The organism is Kluyvera sp. (assembly GCF_965301105.1).
Genome location: NZ_CBDKZX010000003.1, coordinates 104,365 through 126,492, shown reverse-complemented (window position 1 = coordinate 126,492; position 22,128 = coordinate 104,365). Strand labels below are relative to the sequence as shown.

General features: G+C 55.1%; 21 protein-coding genes. 11 read left to right on the top strand and 10 right to left on the bottom strand.

The genetic code is table 11. The annotated features are described in order from the left end of the window. Positions 1-71 precede the first annotated feature (71 nt). The 6 genes from rlmKL (at position 72) to rmf (ending at position 7,996) form a co-directional block, all read left to right on the top strand. Positions 72-2,177 (top strand): bifunctional 23S rRNA (guanine(2069)-N(7))-methyltransferase RlmK/23S rRNA (guanine(2445)-N(2))-methyltransferase RlmL, encoded by a 2,106-nt coding sequence (gene rlmKL, locus ACW14G_RS02305; RefSeq protein ID WP_163448547.1) that lies wholly within the window; start codon positions 72-74, stop codon positions 2,175-2,177. 12 nt (positions 2,178-2,189) lie between these two features. Continuing rightward, entirely contained in the window at positions 2,190-4,097 is a 1,908-nt protein-coding gene (locus tag ACW14G_RS02300; protein WP_249022079.1) for an ABC transporter ATP-binding protein, read from the top strand. A 13-nt stretch (positions 4,098-4,110) separates the two neighbouring features. Further along, the gene (pqiA, locus tag ACW14G_RS02295) at positions 4,111-5,370 is read left to right on the top strand and encodes a membrane integrity-associated transporter subunit PqiA (RefSeq protein ID WP_223802249.1); all 1,260 of its coding nucleotides are present in this window, start codon (positions 4,111-4,113) and stop codon (positions 5,368-5,370) included. A 4-nt stretch (positions 5,371-5,374) separates the two neighbouring features. Further along, a complete protein-coding gene (pqiB, locus tag ACW14G_RS02290) occupies positions 5,375-7,012 on the top strand; it encodes an intermembrane transport protein PqiB (RefSeq protein WP_249022078.1) in 1,638 nt (545 codons plus the stop codon). After that, positions 7,012-7,566 (top strand): membrane integrity-associated transporter subunit PqiC, encoded by a 555-nt coding sequence (gene pqiC / locus ACW14G_RS02285; RefSeq protein ID WP_163448555.1) that lies wholly within the window; start codon positions 7,012-7,014, stop codon positions 7,564-7,566. The genes pqiB and pqiC overlap by 1 nt, the downstream gene beginning before the upstream one ends. A gap of 262 nt (positions 7,567-7,828) precedes the next feature. Further along, a complete protein-coding gene (gene rmf, locus ACW14G_RS02280; protein ID WP_163448557.1) occupies positions 7,829-7,996 on the top strand; it encodes a ribosome modulation factor in 168 nt (55 codons plus the stop codon). 97 nt (positions 7,997-8,093) lie between these two features. Here the strand turns inward: rmf and fabA are convergent, their stop codons facing one another. Further along, complete coding sequence (gene fabA, locus ACW14G_RS02275; protein WP_064548854.1) at positions 8,094-8,612, bottom strand: 3-hydroxyacyl-[acyl-carrier-protein] dehydratase FabA; 519 nt, start codon at positions 8,610-8,612, stop codon at positions 8,094-8,096. Between the two features lie 69 nt (positions 8,613-8,681). Continuing rightward, positions 8,682-10,442, bottom strand: a complete 1,761-nt coding sequence (locus ACW14G_RS02270) for an AAA family ATPase (RefSeq protein ID WP_249022077.1) — start codon at positions 10,440-10,442, stop codon at positions 8,682-8,684. A gap of 184 nt (positions 10,443-10,626) precedes the next feature. Here ACW14G_RS02270 and matP point away from each other — a divergent pair, with 184 nt between their 5' ends. After that, a complete protein-coding gene (gene matP / locus ACW14G_RS02265; protein WP_163448559.1) occupies positions 10,627-11,082 on the top strand; it encodes a macrodomain Ter protein MatP in 456 nt (151 codons plus the stop codon). 90 nt (positions 11,083-11,172) lie between these two features. Here matP and ompA read toward each other — a convergent pair whose 3' ends face one another. Both ompA and sulA read right to left on the bottom strand, forming a co-directional pair. After that, entirely contained in the window at positions 11,173-12,228 is a 1,056-nt protein-coding gene (gene ompA, locus ACW14G_RS02260) for a porin OmpA (RefSeq protein ID WP_167576276.1), read from the bottom strand. Between the two features lie 355 nt (positions 12,229-12,583). Next, positions 12,584-13,093 (bottom strand): SOS-induced cell division inhibitor SulA, encoded by a 510-nt coding sequence (sulA, locus tag ACW14G_RS02255; protein ID WP_163448561.1) that lies wholly within the window; start codon positions 13,091-13,093, stop codon positions 12,584-12,586. A gap of 218 nt (positions 13,094-13,311) precedes the next feature. Between sulA and ACW14G_RS02250 the strand changes: the two genes are divergently transcribed. Continuing rightward, positions 13,312-13,917, top strand: coding sequence for a TfoX/Sxy family DNA transformation protein (locus ACW14G_RS02250; protein WP_249022076.1), 606 nt, complete (start codon positions 13,312-13,314; stop codon positions 13,915-13,917). Here ACW14G_RS02250 and yccS read toward each other — a convergent pair whose 3' ends face one another. After that, the gene (gene yccS, locus ACW14G_RS02245) at positions 13,918-16,044 is read right to left on the bottom strand and encodes a YccS family putative transporter (protein WP_167576274.1); all 2,127 of its coding nucleotides are present in this window, start codon (positions 16,042-16,044) and stop codon (positions 13,918-13,920) included. Between the two features lie 18 nt (positions 16,045-16,062). After that, the gene (locus tag ACW14G_RS02240) at positions 16,063-16,509 is read right to left on the bottom strand and encodes a YccF domain-containing protein (protein WP_064548868.1); all 447 of its coding nucleotides are present in this window, start codon (positions 16,507-16,509) and stop codon (positions 16,063-16,065) included. 122 nt (positions 16,510-16,631) lie between these two features. Between ACW14G_RS02240 and helD the strand changes: the two genes are divergently transcribed. After that, positions 16,632-18,686: a DNA helicase IV gene (gene helD / locus ACW14G_RS02235; RefSeq protein ID WP_249022075.1), complete on the top strand. Its 2,055-nt coding sequence runs from the start codon at positions 16,632-16,634 to the stop codon at positions 18,684-18,686. Positions 18,687-18,732: 46 nt separating this feature from the next. Here the strand turns inward: helD and mgsA are convergent, their stop codons facing one another. Then, a complete protein-coding gene (mgsA, locus tag ACW14G_RS02230; protein WP_064548873.1) occupies positions 18,733-19,191 on the bottom strand; it encodes a methylglyoxal synthase in 459 nt (152 codons plus the stop codon). 133 nt (positions 19,192-19,324) lie between these two features. Here mgsA and ACW14G_RS02225 point away from each other — a divergent pair, with 133 nt between their 5' ends. After that, entirely contained in the window at positions 19,325-19,738 is a 414-nt protein-coding gene (locus tag ACW14G_RS02225; RefSeq protein ID WP_064548875.1) for a CoA-binding protein, read from the top strand. A 58-nt stretch (positions 19,739-19,796) separates the two neighbouring features. Here ACW14G_RS02225 and hspQ read toward each other — a convergent pair whose 3' ends face one another. Together hspQ and rlmI are read right to left on the bottom strand one after the other, a co-directional pair. Continuing rightward, positions 19,797-20,114: a heat shock protein HspQ gene (gene hspQ, locus ACW14G_RS02220; RefSeq protein WP_064548889.1), complete on the bottom strand. Its 318-nt coding sequence runs from the start codon at positions 20,112-20,114 to the stop codon at positions 19,797-19,799. 71 nt (positions 20,115-20,185) lie between these two features. Next, positions 20,186-21,376 (bottom strand): 23S rRNA (cytosine(1962)-C(5))-methyltransferase RlmI, encoded by a 1,191-nt coding sequence (gene rlmI, locus ACW14G_RS02215; protein ID WP_163448573.1) that lies wholly within the window; start codon positions 21,374-21,376, stop codon positions 20,186-20,188. A gap of 129 nt (positions 21,377-21,505) precedes the next feature. Between rlmI and yccX the strand changes: the two genes are divergently transcribed. After that, positions 21,506-21,784, top strand: a complete 279-nt coding sequence (gene yccX / locus ACW14G_RS02210) for an acylphosphatase (RefSeq protein ID WP_249022074.1) — start codon at positions 21,506-21,508, stop codon at positions 21,782-21,784. On the opposite strand, the gene tusE is transcribed toward yccX, so the two are convergent. Continuing rightward, a complete protein-coding gene (gene tusE, locus ACW14G_RS02205) occupies positions 21,781-22,110 on the bottom strand; it encodes a sulfurtransferase TusE (RefSeq protein WP_064548881.1) in 330 nt (109 codons plus the stop codon). The genes yccX and tusE overlap by 4 nt on opposite strands. Positions 22,111-22,128: the final 18 nt, after the last annotated feature.

Below are 22,128 nucleotides of genomic sequence, written 5' to 3'. Positions count from 1 at the left end.
CTTTAACTTTATGACATGGGGCGCAGATTGGCTATAATGCGCAACAATTTTCTGCGAGTAAAAGTGACGATATGAATTCTCTGTTTGCCAGTACGGCCCGTGGGCTGGAAGAGCTGTTAAAAACTGAACTGGAAGGCCTGGGCGCCCAAGAGTGCCAGATTGCCCAGGGCGGCGTCCATTTCCAGGGCGACACGCAGCTTCTGTACAAAAGCCTGATGTGGAGCCGTCTGGCGTCGCGCATCATGATGCCGCTGGGAGAATGTAGCGTCTGGAGCGATCTCGATCTGTATCTTGGCGTACAGGCTATTGACTGGACCTCTATCTTCACCCCGGATGCCACCTTCGCGGTCAGCTTCGGCGGCCTGAACGATAGTATTCGTAACAGTCAGTACGGTGCGTTGAAGGTAAAAGATGCAATCGTCGATGCCTTTACGCGCAAAAATTTACCGCGTCCGAACGTCGATCGCGACAATCCGGATCTGCGTATTAACGTGCGCCTCAACAAAGAGACCGCCTATATTTCTCTCGATCTGAGCGGCGAAGGTCTGCACCTTCGCGGCTACCGCGATCGTACCGGTATGGCGCCAATCAAAGAAAACCTGGCGGCGGCTATCGTGATGCGCTCTGGCTGGGTGCCGGGCACGCCGCTGCTCGATCCAATGTGTGGTTCCGGTACGCTGCTGATCGAAGCGGCGATGTGGGCCACCGATCGCGCGCCGGGGCTGCATCGCGGCCACTGGGGCTTTAGCGGCTGGGCACAGCACGACGACGCCGTCTGGAAAGAAGTGAAGGCTGACGCGCAGACCCGCGCACGTGCCGGGCTCGCCGCCTACGAATCCCGTTTCTTTGGTTCTGACGTGGATAGCCGTGTGGTTGAACTGGCGCGCAGTAACGCCCGTCGCGCCGGAATTGGCGAGCTGATCACCTTTGAAGTGAAAGACGTGGCGCAGCTGAGCAACCCGCTGCCGAAAGGCCCGTACGGCACCGTTATCAGCAACCCGCCATACGGCGAACGTCTGGAAAGCGAACCGGCGTTGATTGCCATGCACAGCCTGCTGGGTCGTAATATGAAAAACCAGTTTGGCGGCTGGAACCTGTCGCTGTTCAGCGCCTCTCCGGAATTGCTGAGCTGCCTGCAATTGCGTGCTGAACGCCAGTTTAAGGCGAAAAACGGCCCGCTGGACTGCGTGCAGAAAAACTATCATCTGACCGAATCGACGGGTGAGAAACCGGCGTCGCTGGCGGAAGACTATGCCAACCGTCTGCGTAAAAACCTGAAGAAGTTTGAAAAGTGGGCCAAACAGGAGGGCATCGAATGCTATCGCCTGTACGATGCCGACCTGCCGGAATATAACGTGGCCGTTGACCGCTACGCCGACTGGGTAGTGGTGCAGGAATATGCGCCGCCGAAAACCGTTGATGCTAACAAAGCGCGTCAGCGTCTTTTCGATATCATCGCCGCCACCATCGCGGTGCTGGGGATCGCGCCGAACAAGCTGGTACTGAAAACCCGTGAGCGCCAGAAAGGCAAAAACCAGTATCAGAAGATGAACGAGAAGGGCGACTTCATGCAGGTGAGCGAATATAACGCGCGTCTGTGGGTCAACCTGACCGATTATCTGGATACCGGCCTGTTCCTTGATCACCGTATTGCTCGCCGCATGCTCGGCGAGATGAGTAAAGGCAAAGACTTCCTCAACCTGTTCTCCTACACCGGTAGCGCCAGCGTGCACGCCGGTCTTGGCGGCGCGCGCTCGACCACCACCGTGGATATGTCGCGTACCTACCTCGAGTGGGCGGAACGCAACCTGCGTCTGAACGGCCTGACCGGTCGCGCGCATCGCCTGATGCAGGCGGACGTGCTGGCATGGCTGCGCGATACCGACGAACAGTTTGATGTGATCTTTATCGATCCGCCGACTTTCTCTAACTCCAAGCGCATGGAAGATGCGTTTGACGTCCAGCGCGATCACCTGCGTTTGATGAAGGATCTGAAACGTCTGCTGCGTAAAGGCGGCACTATCATGTTCTCCAACAACAAACGCGGCTTCCGTATGGACCACGACGGCCTGGCAGAACTGGGACTGAAAGCACAAGACATTACCCAGAAAACACAGTCGCAGGATTTTGCCCGTAACCGTCAGATCCACAACTGCTGGCTGATTACCGCAGCCTGAAAGGAATAAAGAATGTCATTAATTAGTATGCATGGCGCCTGGCTGTCGTTCAGCGACGCGCCGCTTCTCGACAACGCCGAGCTGCACATTGAGGATAACGAGCGCGTCTGTCTGGTTGGCCGTAACGGCGCGGGCAAATCGACGCTGATGAAGATCCTTAACCGTGAGCAGGGTCTTGACGATGGGCGTATTGTCTACGAACAGGATCTGGTCGTGGCGCGTCTGCAGCAGGATCCGCCGCGTAACGTGCAGGGTAGCGTGTATGATTTCGTTGCCGAAGGTATCGAAGAACAAGCGGAATACCTCAAACGCTATCACGATATCTCGCACCTGGTGATCACCGATCCGAGCGATAAAAATTTGCAGGAGCTGGCAAAGGTTCAGGAACAGCTGGATCACCACGGCCTGTGGCAGCTCGAAAACCGTATCAACGAAGTGCTGGAGCAGCTTGGGCTGGAGCCCGATATGGAGCTGGCGTCACTGTCGGGCGGCTGGCTGCGTAAAGCGGCGCTGGGCCGCGCGCTGGTGAGCGCGCCGCGCGTGCTGCTGCTCGATGAACCGACGAACCACCTGGATATCGAAACCATCGACTGGCTGGAAGGTTTCCTGAAAACCTTTAAAGGCACAATTATCTTCATTTCGCACGACCGTTCGTTTATCCGGAATATGGCGACCCGTATTGTCGATCTCGATCGCGGCAAGCTGGTGACCTATCCGGGTAACTACGATCAGTATCTGATCGAAAAAGAAGAAGCGCTGCGCGTTGAAGAGCTGCAAAATGCCGAGTTCGATCGCAAGCTGGCGCAGGAAGAAGTGTGGATCCGTCAGGGCATTAAGGCGCGTCGTACCCGTAACGAGGGGCGCGTTCGCGCCCTGAAAGCGATGCGTAATGAACGCAGCGCCCGCCGCGAAGTAATGGGCAGCGCGAAGATGCAGGTGGAAGAGGCTTCCCGCTCCGGCAAAATCGTCTTTGAAATGGAAGACGTCAACTATCAGGTTGACGGCAAAGTGCTGGTGAAAGATTTCTCCGCCCAGGTCCAGCGCGGCGATAAAATTGCGCTAATTGGCGCGAACGGTTGCGGTAAAACCACGCTGCTGAAGCTGATGCTGGGTCAACTGCAGGCCGATAGCGGGCGTATTCACGTTGGTACCAAGCTGGAAGTCGCCTACTTCGATCAGCACCGCGCCGAGCTGGATCCGGACCGGACGGTGATGGACAACCTGGCGGAAGGTAAACAGGAAGTGATGGTGAACGGTAAGCCGCGCCACGTGCTTGGCTACCTGCAGGACTTCCTGTTCCATCCGAAGCGGGCGATGACGCCGGTGCGCGCGCTGTCCGGCGGCGAGCGTAACCGTCTGTTGCTGGCACGTCTGTTCCTCAAGCCAAGTAACCTGTTGATTCTCGATGAACCGACCAACGACCTGGACGTCGAAACCCTCGAGCTGCTGGAAGAGCTGATCGACGGCTACCAGGGCACCGTGCTGCTGGTGAGCCACGATCGTCAGTTTGTCGACAATACCGTTACCGAGTGCTGGATCTTCGAAGGTGAAGGGCGCATTGGTCAGTATGTCGGCGGCTATCACGATGCGCGTGGGCAGCAGTCGCAGTCACAGGCGCAAAAACAGGCGAATATTAAGAAAACGCCGGAAGTGGTTCAAGCTAAAGCAGAAACTGTCAAACGCACCAGTAACAAACTAAGCTATAACCTGCAGCGCGAGCTGGAGCAACTGCCGCAGAAACTGGAAACGCTGGAAGCGGAATTAGAGGCGTTACAGGCGCAGGTTGCTGACGCAAACTTCTTCAGCCAACCGCATGACCACACCCAAAAGGTGCTGGCCGATCTGTCGCAGGCGGAACAGGCGCTGGAAGAAGCGTTTGAACGATGGGAATATCTGGAAGCGTTGAAAAACGGCGCCTGATTGAGGACTTTTCATGTGCGAACAACATCATGCTGCGCAGCATATTCTGTGCTCACAGTGCGACATGCTGGTGGCGTTGCCGCACCTCGAGCACCGACATAAAGCGACCTGTCCGCGTTGCGGCACGACGCTGACAACCGTGTGGGACGAGCCGAGACGCCGTCCCACCGCCTACGTGCTGGTGGCGCTATTCATGCTGCTGCTGGCCAACCTTTTCCCTTTTATCAGCATGAACGTCGCGGGAGTGACCAGCCAGATTGAACTGCTGGAAATTCCCAGCGTCATGTTTTCGGAAGACTATGCCAGCCTCGGGACGTTCTTCTTGCTGTTTGTGCAACTGGTGCCGGCATTCTGTCTGATTACCATCCTGCTACTGGTAAACCGGGTACCAATGCCTCATCGCCTGAAAGCGTTTCTGGCGCGCGTTCTGTTCACGCTGAAAACGTGGGGGATGGCGGAAATCTTTCTCGCCGGGGTATTGGTGAGTTTTGTGAAATTGATGGCTTACGGCGATATTGGCGTAGGCAGCAGCTTCCTGCCCTGGTGTCTGTTCTGTTTGCTCCAGCTTCGTACCTTCCAGTGCGTCGACCGCCGCTGGCTGTGGGACGATATTGCCCCGATGCCTGCGCTGGCGCAGCCGCTGAAGCCGGGCATCACCGGTATGCGGCAGGGGTTGCGTTCCTGCGCCTGCTGTACGGCCATTTTACCGGTCGACCAACTGGAATGTCCGCGTTGCCACAGCAAAGGCCATGCTCGTCGTAAAAATAGCTTACAGTGGACCATGGCGCTGCTGGTGACGTCGATTATCCTGTATCTTCCCGCCAATATCCTGCCGATCATGATTACCGATCTGCTGGGTGACAAAATGCCGTCGACGATTATTGCCGGGGTGATTTTGTTGTGGAGCGAAGGTTCATATCCGGTCGCAATGGTGATTTTTATCGCCAGTATTATGGTCCCGACGCTGAAGATGATTGCCATTGCCTGGCTGTGTCTGGACGCGAACGGCCTGAAACGGCGTCACCGTGACAGCGAACGCATGCACTTAATCTATGAAGTGGTTGAGTTTGTTGGCCGCTGGTCAATGATTGATGTGTTCGTCATTGCAGTGCTCTCCGCGCTGGTGCGTATTGGGGGGCTAATGAATATTTATCCGGCGATTGGCGCGCTGATGTTTGCGCTGGTTGTCATCATGACCATGTTCTCGGCAATGACGTTTGATCCTCGGCTGTCGTGGGATCGGGAACCTGAATCAAGCCATGAGGAGTCGTAAAAGCATGGAAACCAAGAGTGGGGAGGCAAAAGTGCAGAAAGTGAAAAACTGGTCTCCCGTTTGGATCTTCCCGATTGTGACCGCGCTGATTGGCGCCTGGATCCTGTTCTATCACTATAGCCATCAGGGGCCAGAGGTGACGTTGATCACCACCAACGCGGAAGGGATCGAGGGCGGTAAAACCCGCATTAAAAGCCGAAGCGTGGACGTTGGCGTGGTAGAAAGCACCACGCTGACCGACGATCTGACCCACGTAGAAATTAAGGCGCGTCTGAATTCCGGAATGGAGAAGCTACTGCATAAAGACTCCGTTTTCTGGGTTGTGAAACCGCAGGTGGGGCGTGAAGGCATTAGCGGCCTTGGCACCTTGCTCTCCGGCGCCTATGTGGAGCTGCAGCCGGGCAAAAAAGGCTCGGTGCTAAATCAGTATCAACTGCTGGACTCGCCGCCGCTGGCGCCGCCAGATGCGAAGGGCATTCGCGTGCTGCTCGATAGCAAAAAGGCCGGGCAGCTAAGCCCCGGCGATCCGGTCCTGTTCCGTGGCTATCGCGTGGGGTCGGTGGAAACCAGTACTTTCGATCCGCAGACCCGTAGCATCAGCTATCAGCTGTTTATCAGCGCGCCGAACGATCGCCTGGTGACCAGTAACGTTCGTTTCTGGAAAGACAGCGGCGTGGCGGTGGATCTGACTTCCGCCGGGATGCGCGTTGAGATGGGGTCGCTGGCGACGCTGTTCAGCGGCGGGGTGAGCTTTGACGTGCCGGAAGGCGTCGATCTGGGCCAGCCGATTGCGGAAAAGACGGCGTTTAAGCTCTACGACGATCAAAAAAGCATTCAGGATTCGCTCTATACCCAGCATATCGACTACCTGATGTTCTTTAAGGATTCTATTCGTGGTCTGCAACCCGGCGCGCCGGTTGAGTTCCGTGGGATTCGCCTCGGTACCGTCGCTAAAGTGCCTTACTTTGTGCCGGGCCTGCGCCAGTCGATTACCGATGATTACCGTATCCCGGTGTTGATCCAGATTGAGCCGGAACGTCTCGCGGCCCAGTTTGGCGATAGCCCTGACGTGCGCGGTCATCTGCCGATGCTGATTGAACGTGGGCTGCGTGCGGCGCTGAAAACCGGCAACCTGGTGACCGGCGCGCTGTACGTCGATCTGGATTTCTATCCAAAAGAGCCGGCGATTGCGAAAATGAAAGAGTTTAGCGGTATGGGGATCATCCCAACCGTCAGCGGCGGTCTGGCGCAGATCCAGCAGCGCCTGATGGAGACGCTGGATAAGATCAACAATCTGCCGTTAACGCCAATGGTGCAACAGGCCACCAATACGCTGTCTGAGAGCCAGAATACGATGCGCCACCTGCAAACGACGCTGGATAATCTGAACAAGATTACCGCCAGCCAGTCCGCGCAGCAGCTGCCTGGTGACATGCAGAAAACGCTGCGTGAACTGAATCGCAGCATGCAGGGCTTCCAGCCGGGTTCCGCGGCCTATAACAAGATGGTGGCCGATATGCAGCGTCTGGATCAGGTATTGCGTGAACTGCAGCCAGTGCTGAAGACGCTCAATGAGAAGAGCAACGCGTTGGTGTTCGAAGCGAAGGATAAAAAAGATCCAGAGCCTAAGAGGGCAAAATAATGAAAAAGTGGTTAGTCCTGGCTGCGGCCTGCCTGTTGGCGGCCTGCAGCACCACGGAAAATAAAACGTATTACCAGCTGCCGATAGCGACCGGAACGGTACAAAACGGTGCCAGCACCAGCCAACGCATGCTGTGGATAGAGCAGGTCAGTATTCCTGACTTCCTTGCGGGCAGCGGGGTGGTCTACCAGACCAGCGACGTTCAGTACGTGATTGCCAGCAATAATCTGTGGGCCAGCCCGCTGGATCAGCAGCTGCGTACTGCTCTGGTCTCCAACCTGAGCAATCAGCTGCCTGGCTGGGTGGTTTCATCGCAGCCGTTGGGCAGCGACCAGGATACGTTGAACGTGTCGGTAAGTGGATTCCACGGCCGCTATGATGGCAAAGTGGTGGTGAGCGGCGAATGGCTGCTCAATCATCAGGGGCAGTTAACCAAGCGTCCATTCCACATCGAACTGGCGCAGCAGCAGGATGGTTATGATGCGATGGTGAAAACCTTGGCCCAGGCCTGGAGTCAGGAAGCCGCGTCTATTGCGCGTACCATCAATCGTTAACCATAAGTAGAATTAATTGTTCTAAGGGCCGCTGTCGGTGCAAAACCGACGGCGGTTTTTTTATGTCTGAGGTCAGCGCCTTACCTGTGCCGCCTCACATTTTTTGTACAAATGTTCTTCTGATTAGCTCACAAATATGACATTGGTGTGAATTCTACGCATTGACGGGGCCATTTTTTAGCGGTATTCGTATTACGTGGCCTGCATATTTTGTAGCCACTGTTTTCTTTTCCACCAGACCAAGATATGAGGGAAACGAGGCATGAAGAGACAAAAACGAGATCGCCTGGAGCGGGCACATCAGCGTGGATATCAGGCCGGCATTACCGGGCGTCCGAAAGAAATGTGTCCTTACCAGACTATAAACCAAAGGTCTTACTGGCTGGGAGGCTGGCGAGAAGCCATGGAGGACAGGGCAGTTATTGCCTGACACTGTCTCTTTAAAAAGAAACCTCCGCACTGCGGAGGTTTCGCCTTTAGATTCATAACACCGATTTATCGCCAGCGTATCGCGGCGTTAAATGGCATCAGAATGCAGAAGTGTCCTGGAACAGACCGACTTTCAGGTCGGTCGCGGAGTAGATCAGGCGACCATCAACCAGCACTTCGCCATCCGCCAGACCCATAATCAGACGACGGTTAACGACGCGCTTGAAGTGAATACGGTAGGTGACTTTTTTCGCGGTCGGCAGAACCTGACCAGTGAATTTCACTTCGCCTACGCCGAGGGCGCGGCCTTTGCCTTCACCGCCCAGCCAGCCGAGGTAGAAGCCGACTAACTGCCACATTGCATCCAGGCCCAGGCAGCCAGGCATTACCGGATCGCCGATAAAGTGGCAACCGAAGAACCACAGGTCCGGGTTGATATCCAGCTCGGCTTCAACGTAACCTTTGTCAAAGTTGCCGCCGGTTTCGGTCATTTTCACGACACGATCCATCATCAGCATGCTAGGAGCCGGTAACTGCGGGCCTTTCGCGCCGAACAGTTCACCGCGACCAGAGGCAAGAAGGTCTTCTTTTGTATAAGATTCGCGTTTATCTACCATGTTTTCAGTAAGCCTTATTTTAAGTTCGGGACGCAGGATAGCTAACACGTGTACGCTGAACAAGTCCGATCAGTTGGAATTCGACCGGTTTAACCAGCGTAACGGCCACGGATAGCGGTAGCGAGGCTCCTGCTGCGTGGCTTGTGCGATGCGTTCCTGAATAGTTTGCAACAGCGTCTGACCTTCGCCGTCCCAGTTGAGCTGCGTCAGAAGCGGCAGCGCATCGGTGACGTCATCAATAGCCCAGATGGAGAACTCGCCGGCCTCGACGGCTTCCTGCACCTCGGTGGCAAGGCTCAGATGGCGCACGTTGGCAGAAGGGATAATCACTCCCTGTTTGCCGGTCAGGCCACGTTGGGCGCAGATAGCGAAGAAACCTTCAATTTTTTCGTTCAGCCCGCCGACCGGCTGAGCGCGGCCAAACTGGTCAACGGAACCGGTCATGGCAATGCTCTGATTGATTGGCACGTTAGCCAATGCGCTAATCAGCGCGCACAGCTCGGCCATTGAGGCGCTATCGCCATCGACCTCGCTGTATGACTGCTCAAAGGTGAGTGAAGCGGAGAAGGGGATCTGCTGATCCAGATCGAGCTCGGCCATCAGGAATGCCTGCATCAGCATCATGCCTTTGGCATGGATGTTACCGCCAAGCTCGGCCTTACGTTCAACGTCGGTAAATTCGCCATCACCAATATGCACGACGCAGCTAATGCGTGAAGGCTCGCCAAACGGGCGTGGGTGACCCGGGAAATCGATCACCGACAGGGCATTTATCTGCCCAATGCATTCGCCTTCGGTTTCAATCAGAATTTGTTCAAGTAGGATTTCATCCTGCATACGCTCGGCGAGGAAACCTTCGCGCCACTGACGCTGGGTAAGCATGGTTTTCAGCTGCTCGGCGTTGATAACGGCGTCAGAGGTAAACGGCGCGGCTTCACGTAGCTGGCGGCTAATCCACAGCGGACAGAGCGGCATAATCTCCTGATCGCCGGTATAGCGTGCGCCTTCCTGCATCAGCAGCGGCCAGGCATCGGCGGCCAGGCCTGGCAGGGATTTCTCACGTGCCACTTGCCACACCCACTGGCACCACTGGCGCAGGGTCTCTTCGTCGGCGAGCTGCAGACTGTCTTCGAACTCACTGTACAGCGAGGACTCAGTCAATTCGGGCTCCATCTCCTGGAATTCGGCCAGTGATTCTCGTTCGCCCACCAGGATGACTTTCAGGTTGATTGGCATGGAAGGAATGCTGACCGGCAGCGGACGGGCGTCATCGAAGGTCAGCCAGTCAAAACGCTGCTGAAGGACCTGATTCTTTAAACGCATCCACAGCAGCGGCTGCGACATTAGCGTGCGCAACGGCAGCACGAGGATGCCGCCGTTGGCTTGATGCACCAGGCCAGGCTGTAAACTGATTTCGCCGTTAAACTGGCGTACGCAGCCAAAGAGCTGTTCAGCTTCAACCCAGTCGGCGAAGATAACAGGCCCCTGGCTGGCAAACGTATCATCGGCGCTGCGCGCAGGCGTCATCGTGACCTTGCCGCCGGTAACCTGATAATCGACGCCCGTCAGGGTCGATTCATCGCTATCGCGCAGAGAGCGTGTTGTTTGCGTCAGCAGGTGCAGATACTCTTTTTCTTCTGGTGCTTTGACCAGCAAGAAAGGGGAGACGCCCTGAGGGTGCAGAAACTGCTCAAGTGCGTAATGTAAACGAGCCTGCAGCTCGCTGAATAAAGAGTCGTTTTCTGAGGCTAAATCAGGCTGGGCAAATAGCGCCTGGAATGCTTCAGTCGCGGGGGCGAGAAAGCGCCGGGAAAGAGTATTTATAGTCAATGTCGCTATTTTTAGTCAGATGTAAAGTGCGTGATTATACCTGATGCCGCGGGGAAGCTCACGGAGAATACAGAAGTATCTTCTGCGATGGCTTTTATCCATATCACAGTTGCAGATTTCTTCTCAGCACATTGAGAAAAAACTGTTATCCTGAAAAGAGTTACACGGTCACACTGAGATCGCCATGAAATATCAACAACTGGAAAATCTTGAAAGCGGCTGGAAGTGGAAATACCTGGTGAAAAAACACCGGGAAGGTGAGCCTGTCACCCGCTACATTGAAGCCAGCGCCGCGCAAGAGGCCGTCGATGTTTTGCTGACACTGGAACACGAACCGGTTCAGGTTAATAGCTGGATTGCTCAGCATATTAATCCGCAACTGGTGAACCGTATGAAGCAGACGATACGTGCGCGCCGTAAGCGTCATTTTAACGCCGAGCATCAGCATACCCGTAAGAAATCTATCGACCTGGAATTTGCCGTCTGGCAGAGGCTGGCAGGGCTGGCGCAGCGTCGCGGTAAGACGCTCTCGGAGACGATCGTTCAGCTGATTGAAGATGCGGAAAATAAAGAGAAATACGCGAGTAAGATGTCCAGCCTGAAGCAGGATCTCGAGGCCATGCTAGGGAAAGAAAAATAGCCCTGGCTGCGGTCGGACTCCTCTTTGCTGACAGCAGAAAATGGCCGAAAAAAAACCCCGCAGCGCGGGGTTTTTTTATGAGACGAGAACTTAAGCCGCTGGCTGAGTTACAACGTCTTTAACGCCTTTAACTTCGATCTCTACGCGACGATCCGGTGCCAGGCAGTCGATCAGTGCAGCGCGAGCTTTCACGTTGTCACAGGTGTTGCCGGTAACCGGGTTGGATTCGCCCATGCCACGTGCAGAGATTTTGTCAGACGGGATACCTTTGGAGATCAGGTAATCAACAACGGACTGAGCACGTTTCTCAGACAGACCCTGGTTGTAAGCGTCAGAACCGATGCGGTCAGTGAAGCCCAGAACAACTACGGAACCGTCTTTCGGATCCAGGTTGCTCAGCTGGGAGTACATCTGATCCAGAGCCTGTTTACCTTCCGGTTTCAGGGTCGCTTTGTTGAAGTTGAACAGAACGTCAGACTTCAGAGTGAAGTGTTTGGTCTGTACTTCTGGAGCCGGAGCCGGAGCCGGAGCAACTACCGGAGCAGCAGCATCCTGCTGGCCGAAGCGGTAGGAAACGCCTACGCTCAGCATGCCGTTATCAGGACGTACACCTACAGTGTTTGCGTCGCCGATGTTGTTAACCCACTGGTATTCCAGACGGGTAGCAATGTCACGAGTGACAGCCCACTCAACGCCGCCAGCGAATACTGGGGAAACGCCGGTGTCGTGGTTTTTACCAATCTGGTTGTTGTTGGAGTCTGCACGCCAAACCATACCACCCAGACGAGTGTAGATGTCCAGATCGTCAGTAACTGGGTAGCCCAGTTTAGCAGTCAGCTGAACGCCTTGAGCTTTCAGAGCGCCATTGGTCTGGCTGCCGGTGTATTCCATACGGCCCAGCCAGTCGTAACCCATTTCGAAACCAACGTACGGGTTAACCTGGTAACCACCGAACGCGCCTGCGCCCAGCTGGCTGTTGTGGGTAGAACCGTTGTTGTTCAGGTCACTCTGGTACCAACCGGTGTCATGGAACTGGGACCAACCCAGTTTACCACCAGCATACCAGGTGTTGTCTTGCGGAGCGGCCTGCGCTACGGAAGCGAAGCCTGCCAGTGCCACTGCAATCGCGATAGCTGTCTTTTTCATTTTTTGCGCCTCGTTATCATCCAAAATTTGCCATGAAGTTCTAAATAGACTCACGGTTAAATCCTTCCACCGGGGGCGGGGCTTAGTTAAATACTTAGCAGAACTCTGCGGTGTTAAGCTGAGCACCCCTGGCGATGTAAAGTCTACAACGTCGTTGGAAACTTACAAGTGTGAACTCCGTCAGGCTTATGAAAAAAAAAGACTTGTATACGCAATATTTAACAAATGTGTCGAAAAAATAATCGACATAAAATTCGGGAAACCGCATCAGACCAGCATTCTGCCTGTAATCATCCATAAAAACGGACAGATAAAAAAAATGCAAAAAAAATCCCAGGAAAATTCTTAATTTCGCTTAATGGTACAAATTCGAGTGAATTTTTAGCCCATTAAATTGTCCTGTTGGATGTAATGCGGTCTGAACTGGTCGCATAATGAACACCATTGCGTTACCTTCTTCCGCCGCGTTTTGTAAACGAGCATGTTCTTCTACGGACAATTCTTCGCTCAGCCAACCAATAACGACACTATAATTACCGGTACGTGATGCGCGAACCATCGAGTCGAGCATATCGCAGGGTGACATCTGGCGAAGCTGCATGACTTTTGTGAGCGGCAGACCAGAGGCCTGTACCCACTGGCGGCTTAACTTCTGCTGCGGCGTGAGCCACAGCTGCCAGCGAGACTGCTGACCTAGCTGCTGTAACAATGGCAGCAGTAACAACTGTGCCATCATCGGTTGATCTTCGCGATAGAGCACTTCACTAATTAAAGCGGCAGGGGTGCTGTTTACCGGAGTAAAAGCATGGGAAGCCGTTGTGGCGGCTGTGACAGAAGAACGATTTACGACACCAGAAGTATACATAGCTAATCCAACCTTGTGGGTTACTGTATGAATATACAGTACTACCCCAAAGTCTAAAGATCAACCTCATTTTCTGAAAGCATCTCGCAAAATTGCACAAGAAATACTCATGATGACAAATTCATCTTGCCGTACCGGTAGAACTTCCCTATGTTGCTTGTTATATGAACGATTAATAAATTTAATGTATTCATGTGCATGATTATTAAGGATTAATCATGAAGATTATCTCTTATAAACGGATTTACCAATCCCAGGAATATTTCTCGGTGTTGGGGAAAGTGAAGTCTCGGGCACTGTTTGGCGGCTATAGTCTGGCCGTCGACAATACCGTCTTTGCTATGGTCGCAGAAGGTGAGCTGTATCTGAGGGCGTGCGAAAAAAACGCCACCTATCAGGCCCAGCACTCACCGCCACTGTTAACGGTACGTAAACGAGGGCATGCGCAGCAGCTTAACTATTTTCGCGTCGATGAACGGCTGTGGTCGAATAAAGCAGAACTGCTTTTGCTTGGTCAGTTCGCGCTTGAAGATGCGCAAAGTGAGAAGCGTCGACGGCGGCATTTACGGCTCAAAGATCTTCCCAATCTCTCTTTTCATATGGAACTGCTGTTGCATGAAGCAGGTATTAAGGACGTCCGTACGCTGCGGCAAATGGGTTCTAAAACGGCGTGGATGCGGCTTCGGCAGTTACGTAAACAGCTGAGTGTGAATGTGTTGTATTCGCTGGAGGGGGCTATCATCGGCGTTCATGCCGCGGCGCTCCCGGCGAAAACGCGCCAGGAGCTGGAAACGTGGGTGCAAAATTACACCCAGAAAAGGTAATTAGCGCATCACCTGCTTCTGCAGACGGCAGATTTCAGGCAGCAGAGAAATCATCAGGCCGATTTGTTGCAGAACCAGTGGCTCTTTGCTGTCCGGACGAGGATCGAGATGATGGATCCTCGCCGCGAGCCCACTTAATGCCTGCTGAACCCGCTGTTCATCTGCGGGCTGATGATGCAGCGCATCGTCGACGTAGCAGACGGCGTCGTCCAGAAGCGCCAGAATCTCTGCGGTGGTCAGTTTTTCGCGATGGGCACCCAGCGCCGAGATATAGCTGGTGAGCGTGTGGTTCAGGCACAGTAAGCGGAACGCGGTTTCCCGCATTTCGGCGGTGACCTTCGGTTCGGTAGACATGTTGGATACCACCGAGGCCAGCTCAGCATCCCGATTATGCGCATCGCGGCGCGCAATACGGTAGGCCAGACGGTTATCGCGGCCCTGATGATACTGCTCGAGAATTGCATCCAGATAGCGACAGTTAGCGTCCACGGCTCGCTCCAGAACGCGCGGCAGGTTACGGAATTTCCAGTCTGGCCAGATAAAACTCACCGCCAGCCAGGCAATACCGCAGCCAATCAACGTATCCACCACGCGTGGCAACGCCACTTCGAACCCTTCGCCCAGCAGGTTAAAGCACAGGAGCACGAGCAGGGTAATGAACATCGTCGCGTGAGCGTATTGTACGTTGCGAAAAGCGAAGAACAGCACGCCTGTGACCACAATCAGTATCAGTTGCCCTTCCAGCGAGGGCACCAGCCAGAGAATCGGCAGGCCCAACGCTACGCCGACTAGCGTGCCGATAATACGCAGCGCCAGGCGATGGCGAGTGGCGTTGTAGTTCGGCTGGCAGACGAACAGGCTGGTGAGCAAAATCCAGTAGCCGTGCTGTAATCCGGTCAACTGGATAAAGGCATAGCCAACGCACAGCACCACCGACATGCGCACCGCGTGGCGGAACAGCGCGGACTCCGGCGACATATTACGACTCAGGCGTGAAAGAATATCGTCGAAACCGTGCAGGCTATCATCGGCAAGCACATTCTCCGTTTCGCTGTTCGTTTGCGACGGCGACTGTTCAGACTCAATGGTGGCGAGTTGGGCGTCGATGGCCCGCAGGTTGTTGAGGAGAAAACCCAGCGCTTTCATCTGCTCCGGCGCGGTACCGCTGGCGCGCACGCGATCCAGCGCGGCATCCAGATGGGTGAAGGCGCGCTCAAAACGGGCGTCATGCTGATAAGGCGTGCGCAGCAAAATAGCCTTAGCCAGATCCTGACAGGCGATAGACTGCATTGAAAGCAGGCGCTGGAAGCGGAACATCACATCGCTGTAGCGGAACTGGTCGCGTAGCGCCTGATATTGTATATGCGATGAGCTGGCCCGCTCGTGGATATCCTGGGCGACAAAATAATAGTGCAGCGTACGACGAGTGCTACGTTGGCCGCGGTCGCCGCGCAGACGCGTTAATAAAGACGCTTTCGTCTGATTGAGTGTCGACACCAGTTGTCCGTTTGCCAGCGCCAGCTCATACAGCGGCGCCTGATTATCGTCATCAAGATCGGGATCGAACAGGCGTGACTTCAGCTCCAGATAGCGGGCAAGCTGCTCGTAGCTGCGGGCGAGGTTATCCTGCAATGGGCGGATAGGAAATATCAGGTGCCCGGTCAGCGTCAGGACGTTATACCACACGGCACCTGCAATCAGCAGCAGCGGCTGCTGATACCAGTGAGCGTAGAGCGATACGCCGAGCATTGTGTAAATGGCAATCAGCAGCGCGCCAAAGGCGATGGTGGCGTACCGTTGCCCCAGCCCGCCCAGCAGAATAAACCCGATGGTCGACACGGTGAGCCCCAGCGCAAACAACCACGGCCAGGGAAATAGCACTTCAACCGATGCTGAAGCGATAAAAAAGCAAATCAGGGTGATAACCAGGTTACGTAGCCGCCCGGTCAGGCGGTCGTCGAGATCCGTTAGCGCAGCGGCGACCACCCCAAGGGTGAGCGGGATGGTCAGCTTTGCATCGCCCAGCCACCAGGGCAGGGCGGTTGTGCCAATGAGCGCAATAAATATTCTGGCGTTGTACAGCCAGGTACTGTTCCATGTATAGCGGCGAAGCAGCGGGCTTAGCATAGCGGTTAAGAGTCCTGATTACTGAAAACGGCGACGGGCATTTGCTTCGCGCGCAGCGCGCGCCACTTCGACGGGCACCACCCGACGCCCAACTGGCCACAGGGCAATAGCGGCTATTTTAAAGTTCGCAATCCCGACCGGGATACCGATAATGCTGATGCATTGGGCGATGCCAGCCATAATGTGCGTCAGGCACAGCCACCAGCCAAATAGCACAAGCCACAGAATATTGAGCAGGGTGCCGCCCGCATTCATTACGCTACTTTTGGCCCCCGGTTCAAGTTCATCGACGTGCACCGCTTCGTTGCCGTACGGCACCAGCGACAGCTTAGTGATCTCCCAGCATGAGCGAGTCAGCGGCAGCGTAATAATCAGAACGATGCTGACGAGTGTTGCCAGCAGCCAGCCGAGAGTTGTCAGAAAACCACCTAATACAAAATTCAAAATATTCAGAACAGTACGCATAAATCCTCACTGCAGCGCTGTGAATAATAAGACCTGCTGATTGTAACGTTTTTTTAGGCTGGAGCACCTATTCTCTGGCGGTTACACTGTGAGATATCGAAAAAGTCAGGATTCGGCACGACATGGAATTAAAAGCAACGACGCTGGGTAAGCGCATGGCGCAGCATCCTTATGACCGGGTTGAGATCCTCAACGCGGGCGTACGGGTGTCCGGCCCTCAGCATGAATATCTCATCCCCTTTAATCAGTTACTGGCGATTAACTGCAAGCGCGGCCTGGTGTGGGGAGAGCTGGAGTTCGTGCTGCCCGAGAATAAAGTTGTGCGCCTGCACGGGACAGAATGGGGCGAGACGCAGCGCTTTCACCGTCATCTGTTGGGATTGTGGCAGCAGTGGAGCGCGGAGATGAGTGACATCGCCGCCGGGCTGTTGGATGAACAGCTGGCGGTTATTGCCGGGAGCCGCGAAGAGAATCGCTGGTTGACTCGCCAGCAGGCGCAGGACATTCGTCAGCGGATCGTTAAGGCGCTGGAGGGTCTGCCGCTGCCGACAAACCGACTGGAAGAATTTGATAACTGTCGCGAGGCCTGGCGGCAGTGTCAGGCGTGGCTGGCAGATAAAGAAAGCGGGCGCGCGCTACATAATCAGCGTTACACCGAAGCAATGCTGGAACAGTACAGCGACTTCTTTGCGCGTATAGAATCGTCACCGCTGAACCCGTCCCAGGCGCGTGCAGTGGTCAACGGCGAGCGTTCGTTACTGGTGCTGGCGGGAGCCGGTAGTGGTAAAACGTCGGTGCTGGTGGCGCGTGCAGGCTGGTTGCTTGAGCGCGGCGAAGCCTCGGCGGAACAGATTTTGCTGCTGGCCTTTGGCCGTAAGGCGGCTGAAGAGATGGACGAGCGCCTGCAAACGCGCCTGCATACCGATGCCATCACCGCGCGTACTTTCCATGCGCTGGCGCTGTCAATCATTCAGCAAGGCAGTAAGAAGGTGCCGGTCGTCAGTAAGTTGGAGAACGATGCTGCTGCTCGCGCTAAATTGTTTATCGCGTGTTGGCAGCAGCAGTGCCGGGAGAAAAAAGCGCAGGCCAAAGGTTGGCGCCTGTGGTTACAGGAAGAGCTGGGCTGGGATGTAGAGGAAGACAGCTTCTGGGAAGATGAAAAAATCATCAAGCGAATGGGCAGCCGTCTTGACCGCTGGGTCAGCCTGATGCGTATGCATGGCGGTTCCCAGGCCGAGATGATTGCCGGTGCGCCGGAGGAGATTCGGGATCTGTTCGGCAAGCGGGTTAAGCTGATGGCGCCGATGTTGAAGGCGTGGAAAGCCGCGCTGAAAGCCGAAAATGCCGTCGATTTCTCCGGTCTGATTCACCAGGCGATTATCATCCTCGACAAGGGGCGCTTCGTCAGCCCGTGGAAGCATATTCTGGTCGACGAATTTCAGGATATCTCCCCGCAACGGGCGGCGCTGCTGGCGGCGCTACGTAAACAAAACTCGCAGACTTCACTTTATGCCGTTGGCGATGACTGGCAGGCAATTTACCGCTTTAGCGGCGCGCAGCTGTCGTTGACCACCGCCTTCAACCACTATTTTGGTGAAGGGGATAACTGCGCGCTGGATACCACCTATCGCTTCAACAACCGCATCGGTGAAATTGCTAACCGCTTTATTCAGCAAAACCCGCACCAGCTGAATAAACCGCTGAACAGTCTGACCACGGGCGACAAAAATGCTGTCACTCTGCTGGAGGACGATAAGCTTGATGCGCTGTTTGATAAGCTCAGCGGCTACGTGACGCCGGACCAGCGTATACTGGTGCTGGCTCGCTATCACCACCTCAAGCCTGCTGCCCTCGAGAAAGCGGCCACGCGCTGGCCGAAGCTGAATATTGATTTCATGACCGTGCACGCCAGTAAGGGCCAGCAGGCGGATTATGTGATTGTACTCGGGCTACAGGAAGGTTTTGACGGTTTTCCGGCCCCTGCGCGTGAGTCGATTATGGAGCAGGCGTTGCTGCCTGAGCCGGAAGATTTTCCCGATGCTGAAGAGCGGCGCTTGTTGTACGTGGCGATGACTCGCGCACGACTGCGCGTCTGGCTGCTGTTCAATAAGGCGCAGCCGTCGCCGTTCGTGGAGGTGTTAAAACAACTGTCGGTGCCGGTGGCGAGAAAACCGTAATCGAAGAACGGAGCCGACACCGCGTCGGCTCCGGGAACGTGAGGAATTATTTCAGGCGTTCTGCCAGATAGCGCTGATAGTCTGGGATCAGAATATCCACGGGTTCGCTGAAGTTCGGCGACTGAATAATAAAGTCGGCGGTAGCGGCATTGGTGGCTACTGGAATATTCCAGACGGTTGCCAGACGCAGCAGGGCCTTCACGTCCGGGTCATGGGGTACGGCGTTGAGCGGATCCCAGAAGAAGATCAGCACGTCGATTTTCCCTTCGGAGATCAGCGCGCCAACCTGCTGGTCGCCGCCCATCGGGCCGCTGAGCATCGCCTGGACTTCCAGGCCTGTTGCGCGTTGTACCAGGTTACCGGTGGTGCCGGTCGCTGACAGCGTGTGGTTTGCCAGGCAGGCCTGATGGCGCTGTACCCATTTCATCAGCATATCTTTGCAGTGGTCATGCGCGACCAGCGCGATGTGTTTACGCGCCGGTAAGGTGCGTGTTGTCAGTTCCATGTGTCTTTCCCTGAGTGTTGAATCCAGACAGATTACTGCATGCGAATCAGGCTGCAAGCCCTGATTGGCAAAAATTTGACGCCCGACATTAGCGGACTAGCGTACACTTAAGTGATTGGCCAGGAGGATAATGATGACTGAAAACGAGATTGCCAGCATTTTGACGACCACGCGAACCATCGCGCTGGTGGGCGCCAGCGACAAGCCGGACCGTCCAAGCTACCGGGTGATGAAATACCTGTTGGATCAGGGCTATCACGTGATCCCTGTTTCGCCGAAGGTTGGCGGCAAAACGCTGCTCGGGCAGCAAGGCTATGCCACCCTTGCCGAAGTGCCGGAGAAGGTCGATATGGTTGACGTATTCCGCAATTCGGAAGCCGCGTGGGGCGTGGCGCAAGAGGCGATAGCCATCGGGGCGAAGACGTTGTGGCTGCAGCTTGGCGTGATTAACGAACAGGCGGCTGTGCTGGCGCGCAATGCGGGGATGCAGGTGGTGATGGATCGGTGCCCGGCGATTGAGATCCCTCGTCTGGGCCTCGCGAAATAAACGCGCGTGCTGAGAATACAAAAAAACCCGCATAGCGGGCTTTTTATTAACGCGGCAATCAGTTACGCAGCCGCGGTGCCTGTAGCTGTCGGCGGATGGTACGCGCCAGTTCATCCATCGTCGGTTGTTCGGGATGATCCTCGCTCGGCTCACTGCTCAACTGGGCTTCGGCCAGATAGGTATGCACCGGCTGACCTTCGTCATCCTCCATCACCACGTGATACCACGGCAACGCGCGTAGTTCGTCGTTAGCCGCCAGATCGTCGGGATCAGGATCGTCAAGCGAGTAAACCGGGTCGATATCTACCACCACGCCCAGATAGCCCAGCAGGGAGTGACGCACCTGCTGGCCGATACCGAATTTGCTGGTAATCATCATACTCACCTCCCGGGAAATGGCCTCTCTCTACTTCTACTATATATATAGACACCATTTCGCTTTTCAAGTTACATGACGCGGCAGGCAAATCCTTTCAAGTACAGTCCTTCCGGGTACGTCGCAATCACCGGGTGATCGGCTGCCTGACGGAACTGCTCTATAAATTGTACATCACGACCGGCATCTACAGCGGCGTCGGCAATGATTTTCTGGAATAAATCTGCGGTCATCAGGCCAGAACAGGAGAAAGTCAGCAACACGCCGCCCGGATTCAGTAACTGAATAGCCAGCATGTTGATGTCTTTATAGCCGCGGCAGGCGCCCATCAGCTGGCTTTTGTTTTCGACGAATTTCGGCGGATCCATCACGATGACATCGAATTTCTCGCCCTGATCGCGATATTTACGCAGCAGTTTAAACACGTCGTCGCGCACGAACTCCGCTTTGCTCAGGTCGAGTTTGTTCAGCTCAACGTTCTGGCGCGCAACGTCCAGCGCTTCCTGAGACGTATCGACGCTGGTGACCTGGCGGCAGCCGCCCATCAGCGCCGAAACGGCAAAACCGCCGGTGTAAGAGAAGCAGTTCAGGACGCGTTTGTCTTCAACATAGCGGCGGGTCGCCAGGCGGCTATCGCGCTGATCGAGGTAATAACCAGTTTTATGGCCACCCTGAATATCGACCAGCAGCTTCATGCCGTGTTCTTCAATCGGCAGCAGCGCTGGCGGCAATTCACCGGTCACCGGCCCTTGGGTCAGCTCCATGCCTTCTTTTTTACGCACCGCAACATCGCTACGATCGTAGATGGCGCATTCCGGGTAGAGGGTTTGCAGGGCGCTAATCAGCGCGGCGCGCTGGTATTCGGCACCGGCACTCAGCAGTTGCAGCACCAGGAAGTTGCCGAAACGGTCAATGGTGACGCCCGGCAGACCGTCAGATTCACCGGCGATCAGACGGTAGCTATCCAGCCCATCTTTTTTCGCCAGCCAGTCGCGCCAGCTTTGCGCCTGCTGAAGGCGGCGGACGAAGAAATCGATATCGATGCTTTCATTAGCGTCAAACGTCCAGACGCGAGCGCGGATCTGCGAGGCGGGGGAATACGCGCCGCGGGCTAACCATTTACCCTGATGGTCGACAATATCAATGGTCTCACCGAGGCTGGCTTTGCCTTCCATGCGGGCAACCGCGCCGGAAAAGACCCAGGGATGACGGCGCAGCAATGATTTTTCGCGCCCTTTGGCTAACACTAAACGTACACTCATAGTTAATTTTCTGGCTGTTTGATGGAATCAGGCTGCATTTTCCCGACTTCCCTGCACAATTGCAACGCGCGAGGGCAGAATGTCGGGAGAAATGGCGCTACAGTTGAGACAGACAGAGGAGGAATAAAGATGGATAAGTGTGTGATTTGTTGGGTTTACGGTAAGGTGCAGGGGGTCGGCTTCCGCTTCTTTACTCAACAGGAAGCGCAGCGCCTTGGCCTACGCGGCTACGCGCTCAATCTTGATGATGGCAGCGTCGAGGTGGTTGTCTGCGGTAACGATGAACAGGTCGAAAAGCTGCTGGCATGGCTCAAGGCAGGCGGGCCGCGTAGCGCGCGGGTTGATAAAGTTCTGGCGGAACCACATCAACCCGAAAAAGCGTGGAGCAACTTCAGTATTCGCTATTAAATGCACTTCACCGGTTTTGGCAGGCCGGCGATTTTCGTTGCCTGTTTAGCCGGGCCTTTCGGGAACAGGCGGTATAAATAGCGGCTGTTGCCTTTCTCTTCGCCAAAGGTGTTGGCCATGGCTTTCACCAGCATGCGGATTGCCGGCGAGGTGTTGAATTCCAGGTAAAATTCGCGCACAAAGCGCACCACTTCCCAATGTTCAGGGCTGAGTTCAATGCCTTCGTTCGCGGCAATGGCCTCGGCCAATCCTTCGCTCCACAGAGTGGTGTCTTTCAGATAGCCTTCGCTATCGGTCTCAATTTCGGTGTTCTGATAGATAAGCATAATATTTCACACAACAAA